General features: G+C 59.4%; 23 protein-coding genes and 1 pseudogene. 5 read left to right on the forward strand and 19 right to left on the reverse strand.

Features of this window, described 5'->3' with window-relative positions; genetic code table 11:
* Positions 1 to 318 precede the first annotated feature (318 nt).
* From PQR40_RS07305 to PQR40_RS07340, 8 genes are all read right to left on the reverse strand, one after another.
* Positions 319 to 999, reverse strand: a complete 681-nt coding sequence (locus PQR40_RS07305) for a GntR family transcriptional regulator (protein ID WP_408236638.1) — start codon at positions 997 to 999, stop codon at positions 319 to 321.
* Between the two features lie 85 nt (positions 1,000 to 1,084).
* Positions 1,085 to 1,321: a hypothetical protein gene (locus tag PQR40_RS07310; protein WP_408508683.1), complete on the reverse strand. Its 237-nt coding sequence runs from the start codon at positions 1,319 to 1,321 to the stop codon at positions 1,085 to 1,087.
* Between the two features lie 349 nt (positions 1,322 to 1,670).
* Positions 1,671 to 2,069: a carboxymuconolactone decarboxylase family protein gene (locus PQR40_RS07315; RefSeq protein WP_408236647.1), complete on the reverse strand. Its 399-nt coding sequence runs from the start codon at positions 2,067 to 2,069 to the stop codon at positions 1,671 to 1,673.
* A gap of 74 nt (positions 2,070 to 2,143) precedes the next feature.
* The gene (locus PQR40_RS07320; protein WP_408236755.1) at positions 2,144 to 3,124 is read right to left on the reverse strand and encodes a D-2-hydroxyacid dehydrogenase family protein; all 981 of its coding nucleotides are present in this window, start codon (positions 3,122 to 3,124) and stop codon (positions 2,144 to 2,146) included.
* 50 nt (positions 3,125 to 3,174) lie between these two features.
* Positions 3,175 to 3,627: a hypothetical protein gene (locus PQR40_RS07325; protein WP_408508684.1), complete on the reverse strand. Its 453-nt coding sequence runs from the start codon at positions 3,625 to 3,627 to the stop codon at positions 3,175 to 3,177.
* A complete protein-coding gene (locus PQR40_RS07330; RefSeq protein ID WP_408508685.1) occupies positions 3,624 to 4,517 on the reverse strand; it encodes an NAD(P)-dependent oxidoreductase in 894 nt (297 codons plus the stop codon). The genes PQR40_RS07325 and PQR40_RS07330 overlap by 4 nt, the downstream gene beginning before the upstream one ends.
* A 133-nt stretch (positions 4,518 to 4,650) precedes the next feature.
* A complete protein-coding gene (locus PQR40_RS07335; RefSeq protein WP_408236656.1) occupies positions 4,651 to 5,061 on the reverse strand; it encodes a carboxymuconolactone decarboxylase family protein in 411 nt (136 codons plus the stop codon).
* Positions 5,062 to 5,097: 36 nt separating this feature from the next.
* Entirely contained in the window at positions 5,098 to 6,450 is a 1,353-nt protein-coding gene (locus PQR40_RS07340) for an MFS transporter (protein ID WP_408236659.1), read from the reverse strand.
* A gap of 352 nt (positions 6,451 to 6,802) precedes the next feature.
* On the opposite strand from PQR40_RS07340, the gene PQR40_RS07345 reads away from it, so the two are divergent.
* On the forward strand, positions 6,803 to 7,723 hold the full coding sequence (locus PQR40_RS07345; protein ID WP_408508743.1) for a xanthine dehydrogenase family protein molybdopterin-binding subunit: 921 nt from the start codon (positions 6,803 to 6,805) through the stop codon (positions 7,721 to 7,723).
* Between the two features lie 93 nt (positions 7,724 to 7,816).
* Here the strand turns inward: PQR40_RS07345 and PQR40_RS07350 are convergent, their stop codons facing one another.
* The 7 genes and pseudogenes from PQR40_RS07350 to PQR40_RS07380 form a co-directional block, all read right to left on the reverse strand.
* Entirely contained in the window at positions 7,817 to 8,512 is a 696-nt protein-coding gene (locus tag PQR40_RS07350; protein WP_408236662.1) for a response regulator transcription factor, read from the reverse strand.
* 28 nt (positions 8,513 to 8,540) lie between these two features.
* Entirely contained in the window at positions 8,541 to 9,860 is a 1,320-nt protein-coding gene (locus PQR40_RS07355; protein WP_408508744.1) for a HAMP domain-containing sensor histidine kinase, read from the reverse strand.
* 98 nt (positions 9,861 to 9,958) lie between these two features.
* Complete coding sequence (locus PQR40_RS07360) at positions 9,959 to 10,633, reverse strand: response regulator transcription factor (RefSeq protein ID WP_408508745.1); 675 nt, start codon at positions 10,631 to 10,633, stop codon at positions 9,959 to 9,961.
* 438 nt (positions 10,634 to 11,071) lie between these two features.
* Positions 11,072 to 12,325, reverse strand: coding sequence for a multidrug efflux MFS transporter (locus PQR40_RS07365; RefSeq protein ID WP_408236665.1), 1,254 nt, complete (start codon positions 12,323 to 12,325; stop codon positions 11,072 to 11,074).
* 225 nt (positions 12,326 to 12,550) lie between these two features.
* The gene (locus PQR40_RS07370) at positions 12,551 to 13,345 is read right to left on the reverse strand and encodes an alpha/beta hydrolase (RefSeq protein ID WP_408236668.1); all 795 of its coding nucleotides are present in this window, start codon (positions 13,343 to 13,345) and stop codon (positions 12,551 to 12,553) included.
* A 167-nt stretch (positions 13,346 to 13,512) separates the two neighbouring features.
* Positions 13,513 to 13,863, reverse strand: a complete 351-nt coding sequence (locus PQR40_RS07375; protein ID WP_408236671.1) for a DUF4148 domain-containing protein — start codon at positions 13,861 to 13,863, stop codon at positions 13,513 to 13,515.
* 505 nt (positions 13,864 to 14,368) lie between these two features.
* Positions 14,369 to 14,544: pseudogene (locus tag PQR40_RS07380) on the reverse strand (Fis family transcriptional regulator); the annotation flags it as partial.
* Positions 14,545 to 14,684: 140 nt separating this feature from the next.
* On the opposite strand from PQR40_RS07380, the gene PQR40_RS07385 reads away from it, so the two are divergent.
* Positions 14,685 to 14,999 carry a helicase gene (locus PQR40_RS07385; protein WP_408338351.1) on the forward strand — a complete coding sequence of 105 codons (315 nt, stop codon included), beginning with the start codon at positions 14,685 to 14,687 and terminating at the stop codon, positions 14,997 to 14,999.
* Positions 15,000 to 15,136: 137 nt separating this feature from the next.
* Here the strand turns inward: PQR40_RS07385 and PQR40_RS07390 are convergent, their stop codons facing one another.
* Positions 15,137 to 15,910, reverse strand: a complete 774-nt coding sequence (locus PQR40_RS07390; RefSeq protein ID WP_408508686.1) for an MBL fold metallo-hydrolase — start codon at positions 15,908 to 15,910, stop codon at positions 15,137 to 15,139.
* 47 nt (positions 15,911 to 15,957) lie between these two features.
* Positions 15,958 to 16,365 (reverse strand): VOC family protein, encoded by a 408-nt coding sequence (locus tag PQR40_RS07395; RefSeq protein ID WP_408236767.1) that lies wholly within the window; start codon positions 16,363 to 16,365, stop codon positions 15,958 to 15,960.
* 204 nt (positions 16,366 to 16,569) lie between these two features.
* On the opposite strand from PQR40_RS07395, the gene PQR40_RS07400 reads away from it, so the two are divergent.
* The 3 genes from PQR40_RS07400 to PQR40_RS07410 all read left to right on the forward strand — a co-directional run bounded on the left by PQR40_RS07400 (position 16,570) and on the right by PQR40_RS07410 (position 18,901).
* A complete protein-coding gene (locus PQR40_RS07400) occupies positions 16,570 to 16,884 on the forward strand; it encodes a hypothetical protein (RefSeq protein ID WP_408508687.1) in 315 nt (104 codons plus the stop codon).
* On the forward strand, positions 16,881 to 17,183 hold the full coding sequence (locus PQR40_RS07405) for a 4Fe-4S dicluster domain-containing protein (protein ID WP_408236683.1): 303 nt from the start codon (positions 16,881 to 16,883) through the stop codon (positions 17,181 to 17,183). Before PQR40_RS07400 ends, PQR40_RS07405 begins: the two co-directional genes overlap by 4 nt.
* A gap of 209 nt (positions 17,184 to 17,392) precedes the next feature.
* The gene (locus PQR40_RS07410; RefSeq protein WP_408338357.1) at positions 17,393 to 18,901 is read left to right on the forward strand and encodes an MFS transporter; all 1,509 of its coding nucleotides are present in this window, start codon (positions 17,393 to 17,395) and stop codon (positions 18,899 to 18,901) included.
* A gap of 4 nt (positions 18,902 to 18,905) precedes the next feature.
* Here PQR40_RS07410 and kdgD read toward each other — a convergent pair whose 3' ends face one another.
* Together kdgD and gudD are read right to left on the reverse strand one after the other, a co-directional pair.
* The gene (kdgD, locus tag PQR40_RS07415) at positions 18,906 to 19,823 is read right to left on the reverse strand and encodes a 5-dehydro-4-deoxyglucarate dehydratase (protein ID WP_408338359.1); all 918 of its coding nucleotides are present in this window, start codon (positions 19,821 to 19,823) and stop codon (positions 18,906 to 18,908) included.
* A gap of 76 nt (positions 19,824 to 19,899) precedes the next feature.
* Positions 19,900 to 21,249 (reverse strand): glucarate dehydratase, encoded by a 1,350-nt coding sequence (gene gudD / locus PQR40_RS07420; protein ID WP_408338361.1) that lies wholly within the window; start codon positions 21,247 to 21,249, stop codon positions 19,900 to 19,902.
* Between the last annotated feature and the right edge of the window lie 12 nt (positions 21,250 to 21,261).

Consider the following 21,261-nt stretch of genomic DNA (forward strand, 5'->3'; position numbering starts at 1 on the left):
CACAGATGCATCCTCACGGTGACCCCAGGCAACTTGCTAGCGCAGAAGAGATTCTAAGGACAACACATTGTCGGAACATTGTGGAAACGACGGGTCAACCCTCGAAAGTGTAGGCACGCACTATCGCGTTACGGATCGCGCACTGGTGAGTCGGATGACGTGCGAACGCACTCGGCGCACCGCAGACGCGGTGTCAGAGAAAGATGGTGCAGATAGGGATGGCGGTTTGAGTGCGGTATGCGCTATTGACACCACGCAACGCAATTCAGGAATATAGGTGTGTCAGGCGCACCTATATTCCTGTTAAGGCTGAAGCGGTTACTCCGCGCTTTGCGCCTCTTCGTCCAGCATGCGCAGGGCGACCTTCTCGGCATTGGCTACATGCAATCTGGCCGCGGCTTCTGCGGCCTCGGCATTGCGCGCCTTAAGCGCCTTGTACAGCTTGTCGATCTCGCGCAAACTGGCCGGCAAGCGGTCGGGATGCATCAGGGAGGTTGCACGCAGCAGATTGACCCGGGAATAGAGGCTCGTCAGGATCTCTTTCGCCAGCGCGTTGCCGCAATTGCCCAGCAGGACGTCGTAGAGTTCGCCCTTTGCCTTGAGTACGCCGTCCTGATCGCCTGCAAGCGCCGCCGCTTTCAGAGCTTGGGCACATTCGCCGAATCTGGCCACCGAAGCGTCATCTGCATGGCGGGTGAACCCCGCAGCCGCAAAGCCTTCGAGTAATCCCCGGATCGCATAGAGTTCAGACGCTTCCTGGCGGGTCATGACCGCCACCATCGGTCCCTTGTGCGGCACGATACGTACCAGCTTTTCCGCTTCAAGCCTGCGTAGCGCCTCCCGGATCGAAGTCCGGCTCACGCTGAGTGACTCGCACAGCTCTCTTTCAATCAGGCGTGCCCCGGGGGCCAAACGCCCAGACACAATTGCCTGCCGAAGCACATGCTCAACTTGATGACGCAGTGTCTCCGGCCGAACCAGATCCATCTCAGCTGCCATAACTGTATTCCCGTCCGACAATATTCACTCCAGGATGATACTCCAGTCACTCGTCTGACAAAAGGACTGGGACGGGGATACACCCTCAAAAATCCACGTCTCTGGTTTCCGGCCCGATTATGGCGCCGACTGCGGCAATCGCGCCGCCAAGGCAAAGCATGGCCGCTGGCGCAACCCGGTCCGGCATGAAGCGACCGAATCCACTCAGGTAGAAGGCGTAGAACGACGGGATAATGACCGACAGGCTGAAACTCACGCCGAAGCCCGTCGCTCTGACGTCAGTCACAAAACGTTCGTTGATGTACGTGAGAAGCCCCCCCACGGCGAGGTCACCAGAATGGCAAGCGCACAGATCAGGGCGACCATTGGAGCGAGCGACAGGCCCTCTACGTTGGCCAGAACATAGCGTGCTCCAGCACCCGCCGTAGCAATCAATACGGAGACGACAATGAAGAAACACCTGCGTCCTATCCGCTGGCTCAGCACGCCAGCCCCCACATAGCCACGCTGATCCTTTCGCGCCGATTCGATGGCCAATGGAATCGCACCCGTATACGGTCTTCAACCCGGCGGGCCGCCGTTGCATGGCTCCTGGCGTCGTCCTATGCCATGACGCTCGTGATACCCGCTCGTAACGCTCGCGCGAACGAATCGACCCGAGCGCCACACCGTCAGCGCCGGGCCGTTTCCTCGTCGTCGTACGCCTTGATGGCTTCGCTCGCCACACGGAACGCGGCGAGCGCGAGCGGCACGCCGCAATACACCGCCGCCTGCATGAGCACTGAACGAATCTCTTCCCTGGTGACGCCGTTGCGAAGCGCGCCCCTGACGTGTACCGACAGTTCGTGATGCTGGCTCATTGCCGTGAGCATGCCCAGATTGAGCAAACTGCGGGTCTTGAAGGGCAGCGTAGTGTCGCCCCAAATCTCCCCCCAGCAGTATTCGGTGACAAGCGCCTGCATAGGACGGTTGAAATCGTCCGCGTTTTCCCACGACCGCTCCACATGACTCGCGCCAAGCACCGCTTTCCGGTTCTCGAATCCGCTGTCAAAGCGACTGTTTTCGTTCATCGACCACTCCGTATTCAATAACGTCCAGTCTCGATCGACTGACGTCGAAACCAGACGACTGGTGCTTATCTGTATCAGACAGCGCCTGCTTTTCGCTCCAGCACTTCCGGATTAACGAGGTTGGTGGGGTCGCCTTTTTCGAAGGCGAGCAGATTGTCGAAGGCACCTCGGAAAAATATTTCGTAGGTATCTTTCTCGACGTAGCCGAGATGCGGTGTTGCGACCACATTGCTCATCCGGAACAACGGATGATCGATCGCGGGCTCGACTTCGTATGCATCCACTGCCGCGAAACCCGGCTTGCCCAGTTCAAGCGCAGCCACCAGGGCACCGCTTGCAACCAGATCGGCGCGACTGGTATTGACCAACACCGCGGTCGGCTTCATCTGTGCCAGATCCGCTGCCATGATCGAACCACGCGTTTCTTCATTGAGGCGCAGATGCACGCTCAGCACGTCGCTCTGACTAAAGAAATCGGCCCGGCTGGCGGCCGCCTCGAAGCCGTCCTGCTGCGCGCGAGCAATCGATCCTTCCCGGCCCCATACGATCACGCGCATGCCAAAAGCCTTGCCATAACCAGCGACGATCCTGCCGATACTTCCGTAGCCGAAAATGCCCAGAGTGCGGCCACGCAAGCAGGTGCCGATGGGCTCGCGCTGCCAGTTGCCAGCTTTCGCGTTCGCGACCTCTTGCGGCACCTTCCGCACCGCAGCGAGCACCAGGGCCCACGTCAGTTCCGCGGGCGCATACGCATTGCCCCCGCTCGCGGCGACGGCCACGCCACGTCGTGTGCAAGCTTCCACGTCGATGTGCGTCACACCCTTACCGGTCTGGCTGATAAGGCGCAGGTTGGGCAGACGGCTCAACAACGCATCGTCGATGACAGTGCGCTCCCGGATGGGAACCAGCACGTTCGCATCGACAAGACGCGCCGCCAGTTGCTCGACATCCGTAACGGCGTCCCGATAGATATCCACGGTATGCCCTGCAAGCTTTCCGAATGCGGCTAAACCCCGCACCGCATCCTGATAGTCGTCGGGGATTGCAATTCGCATGGACGACACCACGCCTTGATTTTCATTCATGACTTACGCTCCTGTTTCAATTACACCGTGCCGGCATGGCCTGCCCGTTCGCCAAAGCGCGCACTTCGCACACGCTCTGGCGCCTTAGGCGGTTGGTCCGACAAACATCTTTTCCACTTCCATGTCGCGGAAGGTATGAGGTATGCCGCCAACGCCAAGACCCGACACGCGAAGCCCTGCAAACGGCATCCAGTCCGCCCGGAAGGCGTGTGGCCATTGATCACGATCGCGGACGCATCGAAGCTGCAGAAGGCGCGCATGGCCGTGCAGTAGTCGCGGATGAATATCGCGGCCATTTCGAGCGCGTGGCCGACCGCGGCGGAATCAGCCGTTTGAACGGTTGCGAGCAGCGTACCGTCGAACGGAGAACGCCCTTCCTTGTGCGGGCCCCCAGAGCTCGCACCGGCAACCATCAACCCATAGTGCAGGGCGGTCATCTTGTCCTCTTGAGTATGTTGAAGGCCGCCGGTCATGGAAAGGTCACGCCCACGGCGCGCGCTGCGACTTTCGCTATCTCAGTGTGATCATGGCCCGCGCCGAGGTTTTCAAGCGCCTCCGTCCATGCTGCCTGACATGCCGACGAAATCGGCACGGTCGCGCCGAGTTGATCAGCCAGTTGCACCGCAATGCCAATGTCCTTTACCAACAGATCGAGAGAAAATCCCGCAGCGAAGGTTCCGGATAACAGGAACTGCTTGAATTTGGTTTGCGTGTTGTAGTTCATTCCGGATGATGCGTTCAGGACATCGACCACCTGCTCCGGATCCAGACCGAATTTCTTCGCGACCAGCAGTGCCTCGAGTGCAATGAGAAAACTGCCTGCCTGCGCGAGATTGTTGAGTGCCTTCATCGCCTGCCCCGCACCGATCGATCCCATCCGCGTAACCGAGCTTCCCAGCGTGCGCAAGACCGGCGTGACCGCTTCAATCGTTTCAGCCGCGCCACCCGCGATAATCGCAAGCTCCGCCGTGAGAGCCCGGCGGGTTCCGCCGGATACCGGTGCATCCACCAGTTCGATGCCCCGTGCCTTCAGTTCGGCAGCCAACTCCACCGTTTCTCCCGGCACGCCCGAGCTCATATCGATCACGACGGCACCGGAGCGCAACGCGCTCGCGATACCGTTCTCTCCCAACAGTACAGCCCTGACGACCTTGCTCGTCGGCACCATCGTGACGACGATTTGCGCCGCCATGCCAACCTCACGCAAGGAAGCGCATGCATGCCCGCCTACCTCTGCGGTGAATTTCTCCAGCGTCTCGCGCGATGCGTCGAACGCAAACACGTCATACCCGCCCTTGACCAGATGGCTGGCCATCGGCCAACCCATCGCGCCCAGTCCAACAAAACCAATTGCCGTATCCATACCGCGACTCCGTGCTTATCCGCCCGCCTGTATCCAGCCGGCGTGTCGTGAGTGATTGGCGTCACCTCATCAAATCTGTATGCATATCCTTGAAAGGACGCAACTGGCCCTTGCAGACTGCCGGACTCGCACTTCAGTTTGACGACGCGCTGCCCTTCATGTCCTTGATCACCTCGTTGGCGATCTTGAAGCTGTCGAGCGCCGCCGGCACACCGCAATAAATGCAGGCCTGCAGCAGTACTTCCTGGATTTCTTCCGGCGTCACGCCGTTGTTCACCGCGCCGCGCACGTGCAGCTTGACCTCGTTAGGCCGGTTGAGCGCACTCAGCATCGCCAGATTGATCAGGCTGCGCGTCTTGCGGTCCAGCAACGGCCGGGTCCAGATTTCGCCCCAGCACCACTCCGTCGTCATTTTTTGCATCGGCTTCATGAAGTCCTCGACTTCATTAACCGACTTGTCGACGTACTCCGCACCAAGCACTTCGCGGCGCACAGCCAGTCCCTTCCTGAACTCAGGGGTATCGAACTCTGGGGGTAATGTCATCTCGCTTCTCCTTGAAAGATGTCCTGCAGACAGCACCTAATCGGGTAAGGCCTGATCGCGCGTCTCAGGCATGAACCACGGAACCAGGACGCCCAGCAGGTAGATACAGCCGATTGCCAGGGCGGCCTGGGACGCGCCGCCAAACGAGCGGATCATCTCCCCTGCAATGATCGGAAAGACCCACGCCAGCAACCGGGCGCCATTGAAAACAAGACTGATTGCACTCGCACGGACCGAGGACGGAAACAGCTCAGCCGGGTAAATTGCCATCCATACGTACGCGCACCCAAGCGTGAAAAACCCGTTGATCGGCGCGACATAAAGCATTGTTCCTACAGATGCTACCCACCAGTAAGTCACGATCGTCATGACGAAACAACCGGCGAAGGACAGAGAAATAAATGCTCGACGTCCAATCGCATCGACGATAAATCCGGCGACGGTATAGGCCACGATCGCGCCGACGGTATAGGCAATCGAAACCTTCGCCCCCCAGGCTGCCGCGTCGGCTATGCCCTGGGCTTTGGCGATCGCCACCGTGTGAACCGGCAACCATGTCGAAATAGCCCACCACCCCACCGAAGTGACAACTGACAGAATCAATGCAAGCAGCGTTCTACGTCGCGCTTCAGGTTCCCGGAAAAGCTGGGCGAGCGGGAATGGTCTTTTCCCATCCCGACGCCCTGCAGAAGGAGCGCTCCCATCAGAACTCGCGGTCCATTGTTTGTTCTTGACAGCCGCCTCCCATTTTGCGGATTCCTTAACGCTGCGGCGCAGGTAGAGAACAAAGATGGCCGGCACAGCGCCAATCAGAAACATCAACCGCCACGTATCCGGACCCAACGGCTTGAACGAAGACAGGACATACCAGATGCTCGCTGCGAGGAACGTTCCCCACCCATAGCCGGACTGCAAAAAACCCGCGCCTTTCGCTCGCGCCCTTTCCGGCCATGTTTCCGACACCAGCGCGATACCGGTGCTCCATTCACTGCCCATTGCGAGACCGATCAGAAAACGCAGTGCACAAAGTGTCCAGAAGCCGTTGACCGCCGCAGTGATGCCGGAGAAACACGCGTACAGGAACACCGACCACAGCATCACCTTCTTTCGTCCGAGGTAGTCCGCCAGCACACCGCCTACCAGCCCGCCGATGCCCCATCCAAGCAATGTCATGCCAAGCAGCAGTCCTGCGTAAAACGTCGGCGTGGCGGACTGCGCCGGAGTAAGAACCGTATGTAGCAAAGGCACCATGACGACAATGAGCGCCAGTGCTTCGTATCCATCGAAAATCCATCCTAGAAAGCTGCCAAGAAGGATTTTCCAGTGCATCTTCGTGAGTCCTTCGGACCACCCTTTCCTTGCGGAAACCATCGTTTCGCCTGGCGTCATTGCTTGTCTCCACTTTGATTTATCGTCCGACCGTCATGCCAGGCTGAACTGCTGCAGCCCGCGAGGTTTGAGTTTCCGGGGATATCTCCCGACGCGAACATCTATCGGTACGCGTCCACTTCCGATCACATCTCTACCCGGCGTTTCCAAGTTCCTGTCTCAGATTATATTCTTGTCATACAATCCGTCAATCATAAAAATTGCGCGTCTTCCGGCGAAACTGGAACAGCAAGCATGGATGGGAAGCGCACAACGAATGCCGGCTCACGCCAAGAGCGGTCCGCGTCGCCGAGACAACCGCTGTGCGTGAGGCGCGGGCCAAGCCGGCGGAAAACGGGGTAAATCGAAGCGGCTGTCAGCAGAGGTGTCCGTCGAACTGAATCAGGACGGCACGGCACGCGTGGCAACCGCCACGCAGGACATTGGTACGGGGACATACACCATACTCGCTCAGCTTGTCGCCGAGGCGACCGGCATCGAGCTTGAGAAGATCAAGGTCGCCATTGGTGATTCGCGACTGCCGCCGGGTCCGCTGTCAGGCGGGTCGCAGGTCACCGCATCGCTTGTGCCGGCAGTCGCTCAGGCCGCGCACGCCGCCATTCAACAGATGCTCACAACCGCTACACGCGTAGACGGCTCGCCGCTTGTGAAGCACCGGCCGGATTCGCTCGCGTTCGGCGACGGCATGGTCTACCGCAGGGGTCCGCCGCCAGGCACGGGTGTGCCATTCGCGCGAATCCTGCAGGCAGCGCAGATCAGCAACGTTTCCGGCAAGGGGCGCTCAGGGCCGAGTCAATCCGATCCGGACGCCTCCAGAATTTCAATTCACTCGTACTGCGCGCATTTCGTCGAGGTGACATGGCAACCCGAGACCGCGCGGTTGCGCGTCAGCGAGGTGCTGTCTGTCATCGACGGCGGAAAAATTATCAACACGCGCACGGGTCGCAACCAGATCGAGGGCGCCATTGCGATGGGCGTGGGCATGGCGCTGTTCGAGGAGGCCGACTACGACCCCGTCTCAGGCGCAGCGCTCAACAGCAGTCTTGCCGACTACATGATGACGACGAACGCCGATTTGCCCAGGATCGACGTGACGCTCCTGAACTATCCGGATATTGCGCTCAACTCGATTGGCGCGCGGGGAATCGGCGAAATCGGCCTGGTCAGTGCCGCCCCCGCGATCGCGAATGCGGTATTTCACGCGACCGGCGTACGAGTACGCGATCTGCCCATCCGGATCGAGGATCTTCTCCTCTCGGAGGTAGTGGCTTGAACGACAGACGATTCCTTCGGCACTGCCCGGAGTCGGCCGGATTAGTGGAGTCAGTTGCGACCGCTGATATGGATCGGCCGCCACCCCATTTCGCTAACGCGCAGGACTGAGGGGTGCGACGAGCCTGTATCCGAAGCGATTGACAGTTTCGATCTGGGTCTTCATGTGACTGTGCTCAATCTTGCGCCGCAACCTTGTGACAACGACATTTAGCCTGGACGGCTCGACTTCATCGTCCTCCGGCCACGCGTAACGCACGATACCTTCTCTTTCCGTCGGGAAGTTGACCTTACGGATCAGGCATTCCAGGATCAGGTATTCCCGCTTTGTCAGCGACAGCCGGTTTCGTCCCTCGACAAGTTCCCGTCTCGACGAATCGAGCCACGGTCCCATGCCTTCGTTGTCTGTACCCGGGTCACCCGACAGCGAGATTCGACGTAGCGCCTCGATCCGCACACGCATTTCTTCAAACGAGTACGGCTGGCTAAAGCAAACGTCGGCGCCGGCGCGAAGCGTCGCCACGCGGTCAGTCACCGAGTTGCTTCCGAGGACTGTCACGGTCACCACGCCAGGGATAAGCCGATAAAACTGTGGAAGCGCATCCGCCAGTAGATTGAACGTGGATGCTTCGATTGCGACGATGATCAGCACGTCGAATGCAGTTTCAGCGGCACAGAACAGCCCGTCAGGAATGCAATGCGTTCGCTGCACGCTATACGCGCACTCTTCCAGTGCCTGATGTATCCAGTTGCCCTCCAGATGGGAGGGAGAGACAAGAAGAACCCGCATAGGCCACTTTCCTTTTTCACGTTCTCAATCAGGCCAGCGAGCGAGACCAGCATTCCACCGTAAGACGCGCCCCTGGACAGGCATCGCTAATGCGCAATGTAAAGTCGTGAACACGCAGCACCGCCGACACGATACTCAGTCCGAGCCCGGAACCCTGCAAGCGGCGAGCCTGATCGCCCCGATAGAATCGCTTCAATACGGCCTCGCGCTCACCGACCGGTATGCCTGGCCCATTGTCGTAGATGTCCAGCCTGGGTCCGGACCCGCAATTGGAGAGCTCGATCCGGACCTGACCTCCGTCGGGTGCGAACTTGATTGCATTGTCCAGCAAGTTGCTGAACGCTTCGAAGAGCAGCGCTCGATCAGCATGGATGGCTGCAACCGGCGCAGTGCGAACGACCCAATGAATATTTCGGCTTTCTGCCAATGGTTCGAATAGACCCGCGACTTCGTCCACCAACGTCTCGAGGTGAACGCCCGCAAAACAGCCACGACGCTGCGAAGCACCGATTTCCGAAATGCGCAGCATCGCGCTGAAGCGCTCCAGAAGCAAATCAGTTTCGGCCCGGGCTTGCATCACCAGTGCAGCGGCGTGAGTATCCCCGCTCGTATCCCGCTGCGAAGCAATACGTACAAGTAGTGAGCGCACGTGTGCCAGAGGCGTGCGCAGATCGTGTGCGATGCCGTCGCACGCACTCTTCCCCTCACCCATCAATCGTTCGACCTCATTCAGCATGTGGTTGACGAGGTGCACGAGAAGATCGAGTTCGTCGCGACCGCCATGGGGCAGCCGATGATGCAGATCACCGCTCGCAATGCGGCTGATCACGCGCCGTATGGCACGGACCCGGCGCATCTGTCGCATGCTCAGCAAAAGACCGCCGATGATGCCGGTTGCCAGCACGACCAGTCCGCCGCCAATCATCGCACTGACCGTTGCCTCGCGCATCCGGTTGTCATGCGTCAGGTTACGGGCAATGACCAATTGCATTCCATCCTTCCGTCGTTCGATCACGGCACGCACGAATGGGGCATTTGGCGTGTCACGCAATTGAAGTGTGTGATTCAACGTCTTGCCCGCCACGTCTGTTGGGATGTCTTTGGGCAAAGTCCGGATATCGCCATCGACATAATGCCCGTCACGCGTGAACAATCCATAGAAGTTGGTGTACAGCCGTTCGTGCTCGTATTCGAGACGTTTAGACACGGCTCGCTCAAGCAGAGCGTCGGGAACCGAATCGAAGTAAATCAGTTCCCAATGGATAACGATGTCGGCATCCCGATCCGTTCTATGCCGCGACGAGATATCGATATACAGAACCAGAATCGCCAGAGAAACGGCAAACATTGCCGCGTAGGCAAACAGCCAGCGGAAGGTTGTCGTGTGCCAGCCGGTGCCGAGACTGTCTGGCGGTGGCAAAGCCGTTGGATTGCCCACGCGTCCTCCTATTCGATCACATAGCCGGAACCGCGCACGGTTTGAATCAACGCCGCTACGCCTGGCGGATCGATCTTCTTGCGCAGGCGGGCAACATGAACGTTGATGAGGTTGGTGCCCGGATTGAAGTGATACCCCCACACTGCCTCGAAAAGCATGGTCCGGGTAATCGTCTGTCTTGCGTGGCGCATCATGAATTCAAGGACCCGGTACTCAGTGGGCTGAAGCTCTATCTCCTGCCCGTCACGAGTGACTACGCGCGACAGCAAGTCGATCTCGAGCGGCCCGACCACGAGTCTGGTTTCCTGCACCGGTGACCTGGGTGCGACGCGCCGAAGCATCACTTCAAGGCGTGCGAATAATTCTTCAAGCTCGAACGGTTTGGTCAAATAGTCGTCGCCCCCCGCACGCAGTCCGCTTATACGTTCGTCCACATCGCTCAGCGCGCTCAGCATCAGAACCGGCGTCTGAACACCAACGGCCCGTATTGCCTTGACGATGGAAAGTCCGTCCATTCCCGGCAACATACGGTCAAGCGTAATCGCGGCATATTCGTTGCTCATGGCTCGAAGCATCCCCTCCGGACCGTTGTCCACCCAGTCAACCTCAAACCCGTTTTCGCGCAGATAACAGACGATGTCGCTCGCCGCGGACGAATCATCTTCGACGGTCAAAATACGCAACTGGTTCACGGCTAGTACTCCTTAGAGCGGCTCTGCGGCAAATGACACAGGTGCGAGAGCTGAGACGTGTGGGTGATTAGCGAGTTGAAGTTTGAACCGTCGTCGGGGTGAATCACGCCGATTGGCGTGCCCGCGCAAGGATCACCTACTCATCTAACGTCACAACTATTGAATGATTGTATTACAATATTTCAATTGCACAAAGCTGTAGTGCCGGTCGTCTCCGCGGCACAGCGAATAAGTTCACGCGAAACGCCTGGTGAGATAGGGTCGAAAACTGTGATCTGCTCGTTGAGCATATCGATTGGCAAAAGAGGTCAATCCCGATCGTTCCACAGCCACAGTGGTGTCCGTGCTAGCGCGTATGCTCGAGGGACAGCGGAAACCGGAGCGCTCGTGGACCGAGTGCTCCGACGGGATATACGGGTCGGGAAAGGCTCACGAGGGTGAGACGGTTTTTCGGCCGGGCGCAGTCTTGTTGATATGGTTATATATCGCGCCGACAGCCATCAATGCACAGGTTCCAAGAAACACCGCGCGCATTCCAAAGTGCCCCCCAACGAACCCGCCTAACAAGGGTCCAAGCACCTGCCCCGTGTACTGCGCGGAAGTAGAGTAACCCAGCATTTTCCCGGCGATGCTCTGTGGCACGTTGAGTCTTATCACCGTCGCCACGCAGGGCAAGAGACCGCCCAGCGCCATTCCCATCAGAAATCTCAGGGTAACGAGCTGCCACCCCGTCGTCACGAACGCCTGCGGAATCAGGAGAACGGCTGCAACTGCCAGACACCCGACGATCACATTCCAATGTCCGATCCGATCGGCCAGCCGCCCCAGGCGGGATGCCGAAATTATGCTTCCCAGGGCCGCAGCGGACATCACCAGCCCCGCGACAAAGGTCACTTGTCTCACATCGACGATCTGTGCGACGAATACAGTGATGATGGGTTCGATTGACATGTTCGCCACCATGAGCAACACGCCCGTGACAAGCATGGCTACAACGGGCCGTCTGTCCGGTATGGCATGCCAGTCAACCTGTTGCTTCTCTGTCTTCTTCGTGACGAGTCGTGGGTCTTCCTTGAGGAAAAACGCAGTGGCGAGGAACGCGACAAAAATGAACGCTCCGGCCGCCAGAAAGGTTGCCCGCACCCCGATGAGTGGCGGTAGCGAGCCGCCGATTAGCGGACCAGCAAGGTTGCCAGCCATGATCCCTGACGACAACATGCCAAGCGCCCAGCCGCAGCGATGTTTCGGTGTCTGAGTGGCGACCAGCACGGTGGATCCCGATGCGTATCCGCCGAGAAGGCCCGCAAGGAGGCGCAACGCAACCAGTTGCCAGACGTTGTGCGCCATGCCGATCAGGGACATCGCAATCGCCATCCCCAGGCTGGCGCGAATCAGCATCAGCTTACGGCCGTAACGATCGCCAAGCCGGCCCCACAGCGGCGCAGTCAAGGCAGCGGACAGGAACGTGGCGCCGTACGCGACACCGGACCATTGCACGATCGCCGTGTGACTCTTTACGCCAAGTTCTTCGACATAGAGTGGCAGAAACGGCAGAAGCAAGGTCATCGCCACGATGGTGGTAAATGAGCCGAAGACACAGACAAAGAGGTTTCGCCGCCAATGGGTAGCCTCGTCCTGCTGTGGCGCAGGAGGCTGCGATACACTCGTGTGCGGATTCGCCATGATTGGATCCGGGTAGACGTCGCAGTAATTCAACGGAGCCAGTCAGCATTCGGTTGAGTACTGCGGCTGCTTTGCCCAGCAAGGCTGCTTTGCCGGGACGACTGCGTGCAATCCTACGGTGTGCCGGGATCGGCATCCAGTCCAGCGCGCATACTAGTATTGGGAATACCAGTCGCGCGGACGCGCCAATCGACGCGACCGCGAATTTAAGCGCCCTTTAATGCATCACTGCTGAGCGTGCCTGGCCGCGTCCTCAATCACCGCTGCCACTTCCTTCGGACGCGATTCGTAGACCGAGTGGCTTGCGCCCGCCAGCACCGTGGTGTGACTATGAGCGCGCTGATAATAGAACCGCTCGAGATCCGGATTGATGATCTTGTCGTCACCGGCAACGATGCCCCAACTGGGCTTGGTGGTCCATGCAGCGACCGTCATCGGCGCCGAAAAGACCTTCGCGGCAGTCAGGATTTGCGAGTGCGATTCGAACTCTGCCTGCTTGAGCGGCAGGTCGGCAGCGAAGTCTTTCGGAAAGTCCGACGGGTTCAGATACGTATAGCCGTCGTCGGTCTTCTTGATTGCGCCGGGTTGCTTCGACGTGTAGCTGGGCATTTTCTTGCCCAGATCGGACTCGTCCTCGCCGACAGCAGGCGCGTGCGCCGCGACGTACACGAGGCCTGCCACCTTCGGATCAACGCCGGCCTCCGTGATGACCGAACCGCCGTAGCTGTGCGCCACGAGGATGGTCGGGCCGTCCTGCAGGTCGATCACGCGCCTGGTGGCGGCGACATCGTCGTCGAGCGAACTCAGCGGTTCCTGCACCAGGGTGACGTGATAGCCGTCCCCGGTCAGGATGTCATAGACCGGCTTCCAGCCCGAGCCGTCCACCCACGCGCCGTGTACCAGAACAATGTTCCTGACCGGCGCGCCAGCCGGCTGGGCGTCCTGCGCCATTGCGGCGGTCGATGCAAACAGACACGCTGACACGGACAGGACCGATGCTACGAAAGGCAAGATCTTCACGACAAAACTCCAGTAATAAGGATGTGGCATTTGAAAACCAGTGGGCTTGACCCATAACCGGCCAAGGCCGCGAGACACACGCGTCCGTCAAGCCGTCTATTTCTGTTACTCGAACTGGCGGCGATCCTGTGCCTGGCAGCAACGGCACAGGACCCGTACCTCGCCACCTAGCTACCGAAGTACACGTCGCAGAAGCTGACCGGTCCGACGCAGTTGACCGGCGTCAGCGTGTGAGTTACCGCTCCCGAGGCACCACTGCCATTCTGGGCGACACCGCCGACAGCCTGCCTGGCGAGTTGTTGATCGTCTTGTGCGGCGATCTTTGCTTCAGCCGCCTGGATATCTGCCGGGTAGTCGATGTCGTCAGCGCGGCCCGGGGTATAGCCAGCCTGCTCGACACGAACGAGATCAGCGCGAACTTCAGCACGCGTCAACGGCTCGTTCGATTGCGCGAAGCTAAGAGCGGGAACGCCAAGGGTCGCGGCGGCAAGAGCGAGGCCAATAAGAATCTTCGACATGGTTAATATTCCTTCATTAAATTAAATTAACTGAGCGGCAAAGGCCACCTGCAGATTCGCGATACAGAAGCCGATGAATGCAGGCTTCCGGTAACTCACAAGCAGTCTGAACCTCCAGACGTTGCAAGGGATCAACGTGTTCATTACAAAGTTGTTATGTTTTTGAGGCAGAATGCCGGCACTGAGATTCTGCGCACGGATTCAAGCGGCTTCGCCGGCTTCACTATTTCATTACTACTTTAAATTCATTTAACATCGCATTCCTAATTTTTAAAAATCACCTTCCAGATGCGATATAAATCTATCTGAGCATCGCTTTCAGACCAGGCTTGATGAGCCGATCACTCGGCCAAAACAGGACAAGCCACCTCCCCTCTTCCAGTCTCGGCGCATCGCTTTGCTCCCTGTCTACATGAGGGCAAACACGCTGCCCCGGGTTTTATTCCAGACATTTACTGGAATGTTGTTCAAAGTGCACCGTCCGTGTCACCGCGCGATCCAGTCCGAAGAGAGGCGAAGCGCAACAGGTCAAGGTGGTAAAAGCGGCGCGAAAATGATCGGTCTTATGAACCGTAACCGGCTGGGAATCGAGCAGCACAGCCACGACTCTGCCGGTTCCCTCGCCCCGTTCTGACCAGCAGGAGCCCAATAGAGTCCCGCTCGTTTGAAGTCGTGGCGCTGCCCGGTCAACGACAGAATGAGACTTTTGTCTCAGCCATTTTTTGTTATGGGGACAGCATGCAACGCAATTTCCGGGCTAAGGAAACGGGCATGCACGATGCCCACTGCTAGAATAGTCGCCCTTTTCCCTGGAGACGCACATGTCCTGGTTCATCTATGAAGTGCCCGAATACAACGAAGATGGGGCGCGCATCGAACCCTTCAGCGACCTGCGCAGCCGCGTCCTGAAAGTCAGTGGGCAGGCAATGGTCGACGAGCTGGAAAGCGTCCGCGACAACGCCGCGACGACAGCGAACACGCCGGCGCACCCGCTGCTCAGCGCGGAAAATCCTCATGTATTCCCGATCCCGTATGCCGACTCCATGATCCTGGTCGGATTCATTTTCGAACTGAAACGGGAAAACCGGCATCTGGTGGTATCGCCGGTGGAAATGCCCTGGCTCAAAGAGGCGTAAAAAAGAGGCGTAAAAACGGGCTATTGGGGTTAGAAACGGGCGCGCCCAGACTCAGGGCCGTGCCGGCAAAAACCGACCTGTTCCCTGGCGCGCGGGATGCAGCAGGCAATGCGCCAGGCCATCGGGCCGGCCAGTGATCAGCTACGTTTAGCCAGATAGGCGTCGACCAACTCGACCAGTCGTTCTCGCCCGAAGCTCCCGTCGTGCCCAGCGTGAACCACTTGCACGGGCAATTCGCGCAGGCGCTTCATGGTGCGCACATAGGTCGGAATATCCGCGCCACCGATCTCATCCAGCAGCGGGCCATCGTAGATCGCATCGCCCGAGAACAGCGTGCCGGACGCCGCCTCCCATAGACCAATGCTGCCCGGTGAGTGGCCTGGCAGATGCAGGACTTCAAAATGCCGGTTGCCGAGATCGACGATGTTCCCTTCCTTGACGATCTCCGTGACCGTTGCAGCCCGCACGCGATAGTCGGTCATCGAATAATCAGCGCTGGGCAGGGCCGTGATCAGATCGCCGTCGAACGGATAGCCTGCTTCGCGATACCGGCGAATGGCTTTGTCGCCTAATACCGACGCCAGAAGGGTGCCGCGCTCGCGCGGCGCGCGCAGGTTCTCGGCCTCCAGTTCGTGAACCAGCGTGTGTTCGAACTCGTGATGTCCGCCGATATGGTCCGAATGCGTATGCGTCGCAACGGCGGTGACGTCCTTCTGCAGCAAGTGCTTCGCGGCATCCTGCAGACTGACGATGCCCATCCCCGTGTCGATCATCAGATCCCGGTCGCGCCCACGCACATGCCAGATATTGCAACGCATGAGCGGAACGACATGAGGCTCCCAAAGCAGCGTGATGTCGTCGGTGATGCGTTTGAGTTCGTACCACCGGTCGGCAATCGGTAATCGGGTCATGCGGGGTCGCTCCACGAGTAAGAGTCGTTACTCTGACACACGCTGCATCAATGGGCGGCGGCGTTGGCATCCATCCACATCACTTCCCAGATATGGCCGTCCGGATCCTCAAAACTGCGACCGTACATGAAGCCGAAATCCTGCGTCGGGGTCGGATCGATCACCGTGCCGATGGCCTTCGCCTTGCCGACCATCTCATCGACTTCAGCGCGGCTGTCGACAGTGATGCAGATTAATACCTCACTTGTCGTTCGTGCATCGGGGATCGCCTTGGTCGTGAACTGCCGATACTTATCGTGCGTCAGCAGCATCGCGTGGATGGTGTCGCTCAACACCATGCAGGCGGCCGTGTCATCGGTGAATTGCGGGTTGTTGGTGAAGCCGACCGCCTCATAGAAGCGCTTTGACGCGGCCAGATCATGCACCGGGAAGTTCACGAAAATCATCTTGCTCATCACTGTCTCCTTCAAGGAAGGTGCGAGTCGCGATATTAGCTCGCCACCGGCGTAGTCACGCCATTTTTCTCGTCGCCGACAATATTTTCGATCGTGAATCGTCTACAGGCGTATGGCACCGCCGCGTGGCGCGAAACCGCATCATCGACCGCGTTCGCTTGCAACGCCGTGTATGACGAACTGGATATCAAAAGGAGCAGATAGATGAGTTTCAAACTGAGATGCGTCGGCAAAGCACTGCTGGTTCTGGTGGGCATTGCCGTGCTGGGATGGATGGTGATGACGCTATGGAATTGGGTTATCCCGGCGCTATTCATCGGTGGCCGTTCGATCGACTATCTGCACGCGATGGGCCTGCTGATTCTGAGCCGGATTCTGTTTGGCGGATTTCGAGGACATGGCGGTTGCCACGGACGCCGGCATTGGCGCCGGTGGGAACGGATGACACCCGAGGAACGCAACAATTTTCAGAAGAACCTATCGTCCATTGACGGAAAGCGCCCAGGGGATCAAGCATGAGCGACACTTCGACATCCGCTTGCAAGCAGGAGGCAGGCGTGATTGTTCCCATCGTCAATTTGAAACGGTGCGAAGGCAAGGGCGATTGCGCAGTAGTCTGTCCCGAGCACGTTTTCGACATCCGCCGGATCGACACGGACGACTACCAGCAATTGGGAGCGCTGCACAGATTCAAGCTGCGCGTCCATGGAATGAAAGTCGCGTACACGCCAAACGCCGATGCGTGCCGGGCATGCGGCTTGTGCGTGACTGCATGTCCCGAACGTGCCATTACATTGGCCAGAATCGGGGCGCCATAACGATACGGATAAAACGAGCAACGGGAATAGTTTCGCGTAAGGGAAAACCCGTATAATGGTGAGAGGTCAGACAACTATAGGACATAGTTGTCGTCACGACCCTGGCCCGCGCCCTGCCGCGCAGCGCCTATCCTGAAAAGCCCTTCTCTCCCAGACCCGTGAATCCGACTGCGACTGCTGCCCTGCCTTTCCGAAACGCCCTGCTAGCCATGCTGGGCATCGGCCTCGTCAACATGCTGGTCGCACTCGACCAGACCGTCGTCAGCACCGCGCTGCCTTCGATCGTCGCCGAACTACATGGCTTCGAGTACTACGCATGGATTGCCAGTGCGTACTTGTTGGCGTCGGTAGTGACTGTCCCCGTGTTCGGCCGTCTCGGCGACTATTTCGGCCGCAAGCGTTTCGTGATCGCCGCGGTCATCACGTTCACGATCGCATCGGTGCTCTGCGGCGTCGCGAACGACATGCTGTTTCTCGTGATCGCGCGCGGCTTGCAAGGGGTTGGCGGCGGGATGATGGTGGGTACGGCGTTCGCGTCGATACCCGACCTTTTTCCCGATCCGCGCGCGCGGGTGCGCTGGCAAGTGGTGATGGCGGCCGCGTACGGGATCGGCACCGCGGCGGGTCCGTCGCTGGGTGGCTGGATGAGCGAGCATTGGGGCTGGCGTTCCACCTTCCTGATCAATCTGCCGGTCGGCGCAGCGGCGCTCTATTTCATCTGGGCGCATCTGCCCAATCTGCAGCGTCCGCATGAAGGCGAAGTCAAGATCGACTGGCTCGGCGCAGCGCTGGTCGCCGTCGTGCTGGGCGGCCTTCAGGCTCTCATTGAAGCCGTGCCGAAATACGGTCTCACGGCCGGCAACCTGGCGCTGGCGGCCTTCGTGGTTGCGGGTGCCATCGCATTACTGGTGTGCGAGAAACGCGCTACGCATCCGATCATTCCGCTTGACCTGTTCAAGGACGGGCAGCTCGTCACGCTATTCATACTGGGCTTCCTGTCCGGCTTCGTGATGTTCTCGCTGATCTTCTTCGCGCCGCTGCTGTTGCAAGGCGGCTTCGGGCTGTCGCCGCAACAAGCCGGTCTGCTCGCTACGCCGATCGCCGCCTGCATCGCACTCGGCAGCCTGCTCAATACGCGCATCGTCATTCACATGAAGAAGCCCACGCGGATTCTGTCGATCGGTTTCGCGCTGCTGCTGTTCGCATCGATCGCGTTGGCGTTTGCCAATCCGGAGACACCGCACGTATGGATCGAATTGCCAATGGCGGCCGTCGGCATCGGCCTGGGTTTCATCCTGAACAATCTGAATGTGTTCGGCCAGGAGATTGCCGGGCGCGAACGCTTCGGCATCACGACGGCGCTGCTGCAGTCCACGCGGATGGTGGGCGGGATGCTGGGCACCAGCATCGTCGCGACCGTGGTGTCGCACCACTATCGCGACGTGGTCACCCGCACGATGAGCGTGCTCGGCGAGCCGGCCGTATCGCAATGGCAGCCGCGCTTCGTCGATCTGCGCATCCTGATCGACGAAGCATCGCGCGTAAAACTGATTACGGATATGAAGCCATCAGGGCTCAATACGCTGGCGCTGATCGACACGGCCCGCGATGCACTGGTGCAGTCGATTCATATCGGCGTGTGGCTGACGGCGGTGGCAGCGCTTGTGGCCGCGTTGCTCGTGCAGCGCATCTCGCACGTTGTGTTCCGGCGGAGTTGACTGCTTACTGCGCGCCGAGCTTCCTGATCAGCACGTCGAGTTGCGCCAACTCTTCTTCAGTCAGATCGGTCAGCGGTGCGCGCACCGGACCTGCGCTACGTCCGACCAGCTTCGCACCCGCCTTCACGATGCTGACGGCGTAACCCTGGCGGCGGTTGCGGATCGCCAGATACGGCAGGAAGAATTCGTCGAGCAGCTTGCCGACGGTCGCGTGATCGTCCGCGGCAATCGCGCGATAGAAATCCATCGCGGTCTTCGGAATGAAGTTGAACACCGCCGACGAATACACCGGCACGCCGAGCGCCTTATAAGCCGCGGCATAGACTTCCGCGGTCGGCAGCCCACCCAGATACGAGAAGCGGTCGCCGAGGCGCCGGCGAATCGTCACCATCGCCTCGATTTCACCCACACCGTCCTTGAAACCGATCAGATTCGGGCAACTGTCCGCGAGACGTTCGAGCATGTCCGCATTCAGCTTCGAATTCGCGCGGTTATAGACGATCACGCCGATGTTCTTCACCGCCTTGCATACTTGCTCGACGTGCGCGGCAATCCCTTCCTGCGATGCCTCGGTCAGATAGTGCGGCATCAGCAGCACGCCACTTGCGCCAAGACGCTCAGCTTCCTGCGCATAGTCGATCGCCACACGCGTCGGGCCACCCGCACCGGCCAGAATCGGTACCTTGCCGCGGCAGGTCTCGGTCGCCGTGCGAATCACGTTGGTGTAATCGCTTCTGGTCAGCGAGAAGAACTCGCCCGTGCCACCGGCGGCAAACAGCGCGGTCGCCCCATACGGCGCGAGCCATTCCAGGCGCCCGGCATAAGTATCGGCGCGGAAATCGCCCTGTTCGTCGAAATCAGTTACCGGGAAGGACAGCAGGCCTTCAGAAACGATCGCTTTGAGTTCTTGCGGTGAGGTCATAGCGTAATAGCTTGATAGCGTGAATTGCGGGTGAGAGCGAACGGCCGCATGGACCACCGCTCAGATCATAGGAGACTCAGCGCACCAGACACGGGCGCTTGTTATCGAACTTCCAGTTCGGAATCAGGTACTGCATGGCAACGCCGTCGTCGCGCGCGCCGAGGCCATGTTGCTGATACAGCGCGTGCGCCTTCTCGATCTCGTCCATATCCAACTCGACACCGAGGCCTGCGGCCTGAGGCACTTTGACCTTGCCGCCGACGATCTGCAACGGCTCACGCGTGAGGCGCTGGCCATCCTGCCAGATCCAGTGCGTGTCGATCGCCGTGATCTTGCCGGGTGCCGCCGCCGCGACATGCGTGAACATCGCGAGCGAGATGTCGAAGTGATTGTTCGAGTGCGAGCCCCAGGTGAGACCCCATTCGTTGCACATCTGCGCCACACGCACCGAGCCCTGCATGGTCCAGAAATGCGGATCGGCAAGCGGAATATCCACGGACTGCAACTGGATCGCGTGACCCATCTGGCGCCAGTCGGTAGCAATCATGTTGGTCGCCGTCGGCAAACCGGTCGCGCGGCGGAATTCGGCCATCACCTCGCGGCCCGAATAGCCGTTTTCCGCGCCGCACGGATCTTCCGCATAAGCCAGCACGTCGTGCTGGTCGCGGCACAGGCGCACCGCTTCCGCGAGCGACCATGCGCCATTCGGATCAAGCGTGACGCGGGCGTTGGGGAAACGTTCAGCGAGCGCCGTCACCGCTTCGATTTCGGCGTCACCGGGCAACACCCCGCCCTTGAGCTTGAAATCGTTGAAGCCGTAGCGCGCCTGCGCCGCCTCAGCAAGTCGCACCACGGCCTCGGGCGTCATCGCTTCTTCAGTGCGGACGCGCTCCCAGGCGTCGTGTCCGTCCGCGCCACTGACATAAGGCAGATCGGTTTTCTTGCGCTCGCCGATGTAGAACAGGTAACCGAGCATTTCCACTTCGTCGCGTTGCTGGCCTTCGCCGAGGAGTGCCGCGACGGGCACGCCCAGATGCTGACCAAGCAGATCGAGCAGTGCGGCTTCGAGCGCGGTCACCGCGTGAATGGTGGTGCGCAGATCGAAAGTCTGAAGACCGCGCCCGCCGACGTCGCGGTCGGCGAACTGCGTACGCGCTTTGTTCAGGATAGCTTGAAGATTACCGATCGACTGACCGACAACCAACGGGCGCGCGTCGTCGATCGTCTTGCGGATGCTCTCGCCGCCCGGCACTTCGCCGACGCCGGTATGGCCGGCACTGTCGCGCAGAATGACGATGTTGCGCGTGAAGAACGGGCCATGCGCGCCGCTCAGATTCATCAGCATGCTGTCACGACCGGCGACGGGCACGACGCGCAGTTCGGTCACGATCGGCGTAGCGTTCGATTGAGATGAGTTCGTGGACATGAGAATGGGCCC

It is taken from the genome of Paraburkholderia sediminicola, from assembly GCF_046026855.1.
GTDB lineage: Bacteria > Pseudomonadota > Gammaproteobacteria > Burkholderiales > Burkholderiaceae > Paraburkholderia > Paraburkholderia sediminicola_A.

What these genes read in the sequence shown, in the direction of transcription:
- PQR40_RS07305 (WP_408236638.1), bottom strand. Translation starts at nt 999, where the DNA reads ATGGCAGCTGAGATGGATCTGGTTCGGCCGGAGACACTGCGTCATCAA.
- PQR40_RS07315 (WP_408236647.1), bottom strand. Translation starts at nt 2,069, where the DNA reads ATGAACGAAAACAGTCGCTTTGACAGCGGATTCGAGAACCGGAAAGCG.
- PQR40_RS07320 (WP_408236755.1), bottom strand. Translation starts at nt 3,124, where the DNA reads ATGCGAATTGCAATCCCCGACGACTATCAGGATGCGGTGCGGGGTTTA.
- PQR40_RS07325 (WP_408508684.1), bottom strand. Translation starts at nt 3,627, where the DNA reads ATGACCGGCGGCCTTCAACATACTCAAGAGGACAAGATGACCGCCCTG.
- PQR40_RS07330 (WP_408508685.1), bottom strand. Translation starts at nt 4,517, where the DNA reads ATGGATACGGCAATTGGTTTTGTTGGACTGGGCGCGATGGGTTGGCCG.
- PQR40_RS07335 (WP_408236656.1), bottom strand. Translation starts at nt 5,061, where the DNA reads ATGACATTACCCCCAGAGTTCGATACCCCTGAGTTCAGGAAGGGACTG.
- PQR40_RS07340 (WP_408236659.1), bottom strand. Translation starts at nt 6,450, where the DNA reads ATGACGCCAGGCGAAACGATGGTTTCCGCAAGGAAAGGGTGGTCCGAA.
- PQR40_RS07350 (WP_408236662.1), bottom strand. Translation starts at nt 8,512, where the DNA reads ATGCGGGTTCTTCTTGTCTCTCCCTCCCATCTGGAGGGCAACTGGATA.
- PQR40_RS07355 (WP_408508744.1), bottom strand. Translation starts at nt 9,860, where the DNA reads ATGTTTGCCGTTTCTCTGGCGATTCTGGTTCTGTATATCGATATCTCG.
- PQR40_RS07365 (WP_408236665.1), bottom strand. Translation starts at nt 12,325, where the DNA reads ATGGCGAATCCGCACACGAGTGTATCGCAGCCTCCTGCGCCACAGCAG.
- PQR40_RS07375 (WP_408236671.1), bottom strand. Translation starts at nt 13,863, where the DNA reads ATGTCGAAGATTCTTATTGGCCTCGCTCTTGCCGCCGCGACCCTTGGC.
- PQR40_RS07385 (WP_408338351.1), top strand. Translation starts at nt 14,685, where the DNA reads ATGTCCTGGTTCATCTATGAAGTGCCCGAATACAACGAAGATGGGGCG.
- PQR40_RS07390 (WP_408508686.1), bottom strand. Translation starts at nt 15,910, where the DNA reads ATGACCCGATTACCGATTGCCGACCGGTGGTACGAACTCAAACGCATC.
- PQR40_RS07395 (WP_408236767.1), bottom strand. Translation starts at nt 16,365, where the DNA reads ATGAGCAAGATGATTTTCGTGAACTTCCCGGTGCATGATCTGGCCGCG.
- PQR40_RS07400 (WP_408508687.1), top strand. Translation starts at nt 16,570, where the DNA reads ATGAGTTTCAAACTGAGATGCGTCGGCAAAGCACTGCTGGTTCTGGTG.
- PQR40_RS07405 (WP_408236683.1), top strand. Translation starts at nt 16,881, where the DNA reads ATGAGCGACACTTCGACATCCGCTTGCAAGCAGGAGGCAGGCGTGATT.
- PQR40_RS07410 (WP_408338357.1), top strand. Translation starts at nt 17,393, where the DNA reads ATGCTGGGCATCGGCCTCGTCAACATGCTGGTCGCACTCGACCAGACC.
- kdgD (WP_408338359.1), bottom strand. Translation starts at nt 19,823, where the DNA reads ATGACCTCACCGCAAGAACTCAAAGCGATCGTTTCTGAAGGCCTGCTG.
- gudD (WP_408338361.1), bottom strand. Translation starts at nt 21,249, where the DNA reads ATGTCCACGAACTCATCTCAATCGAACGCTACGCCGATCGTGACCGAA.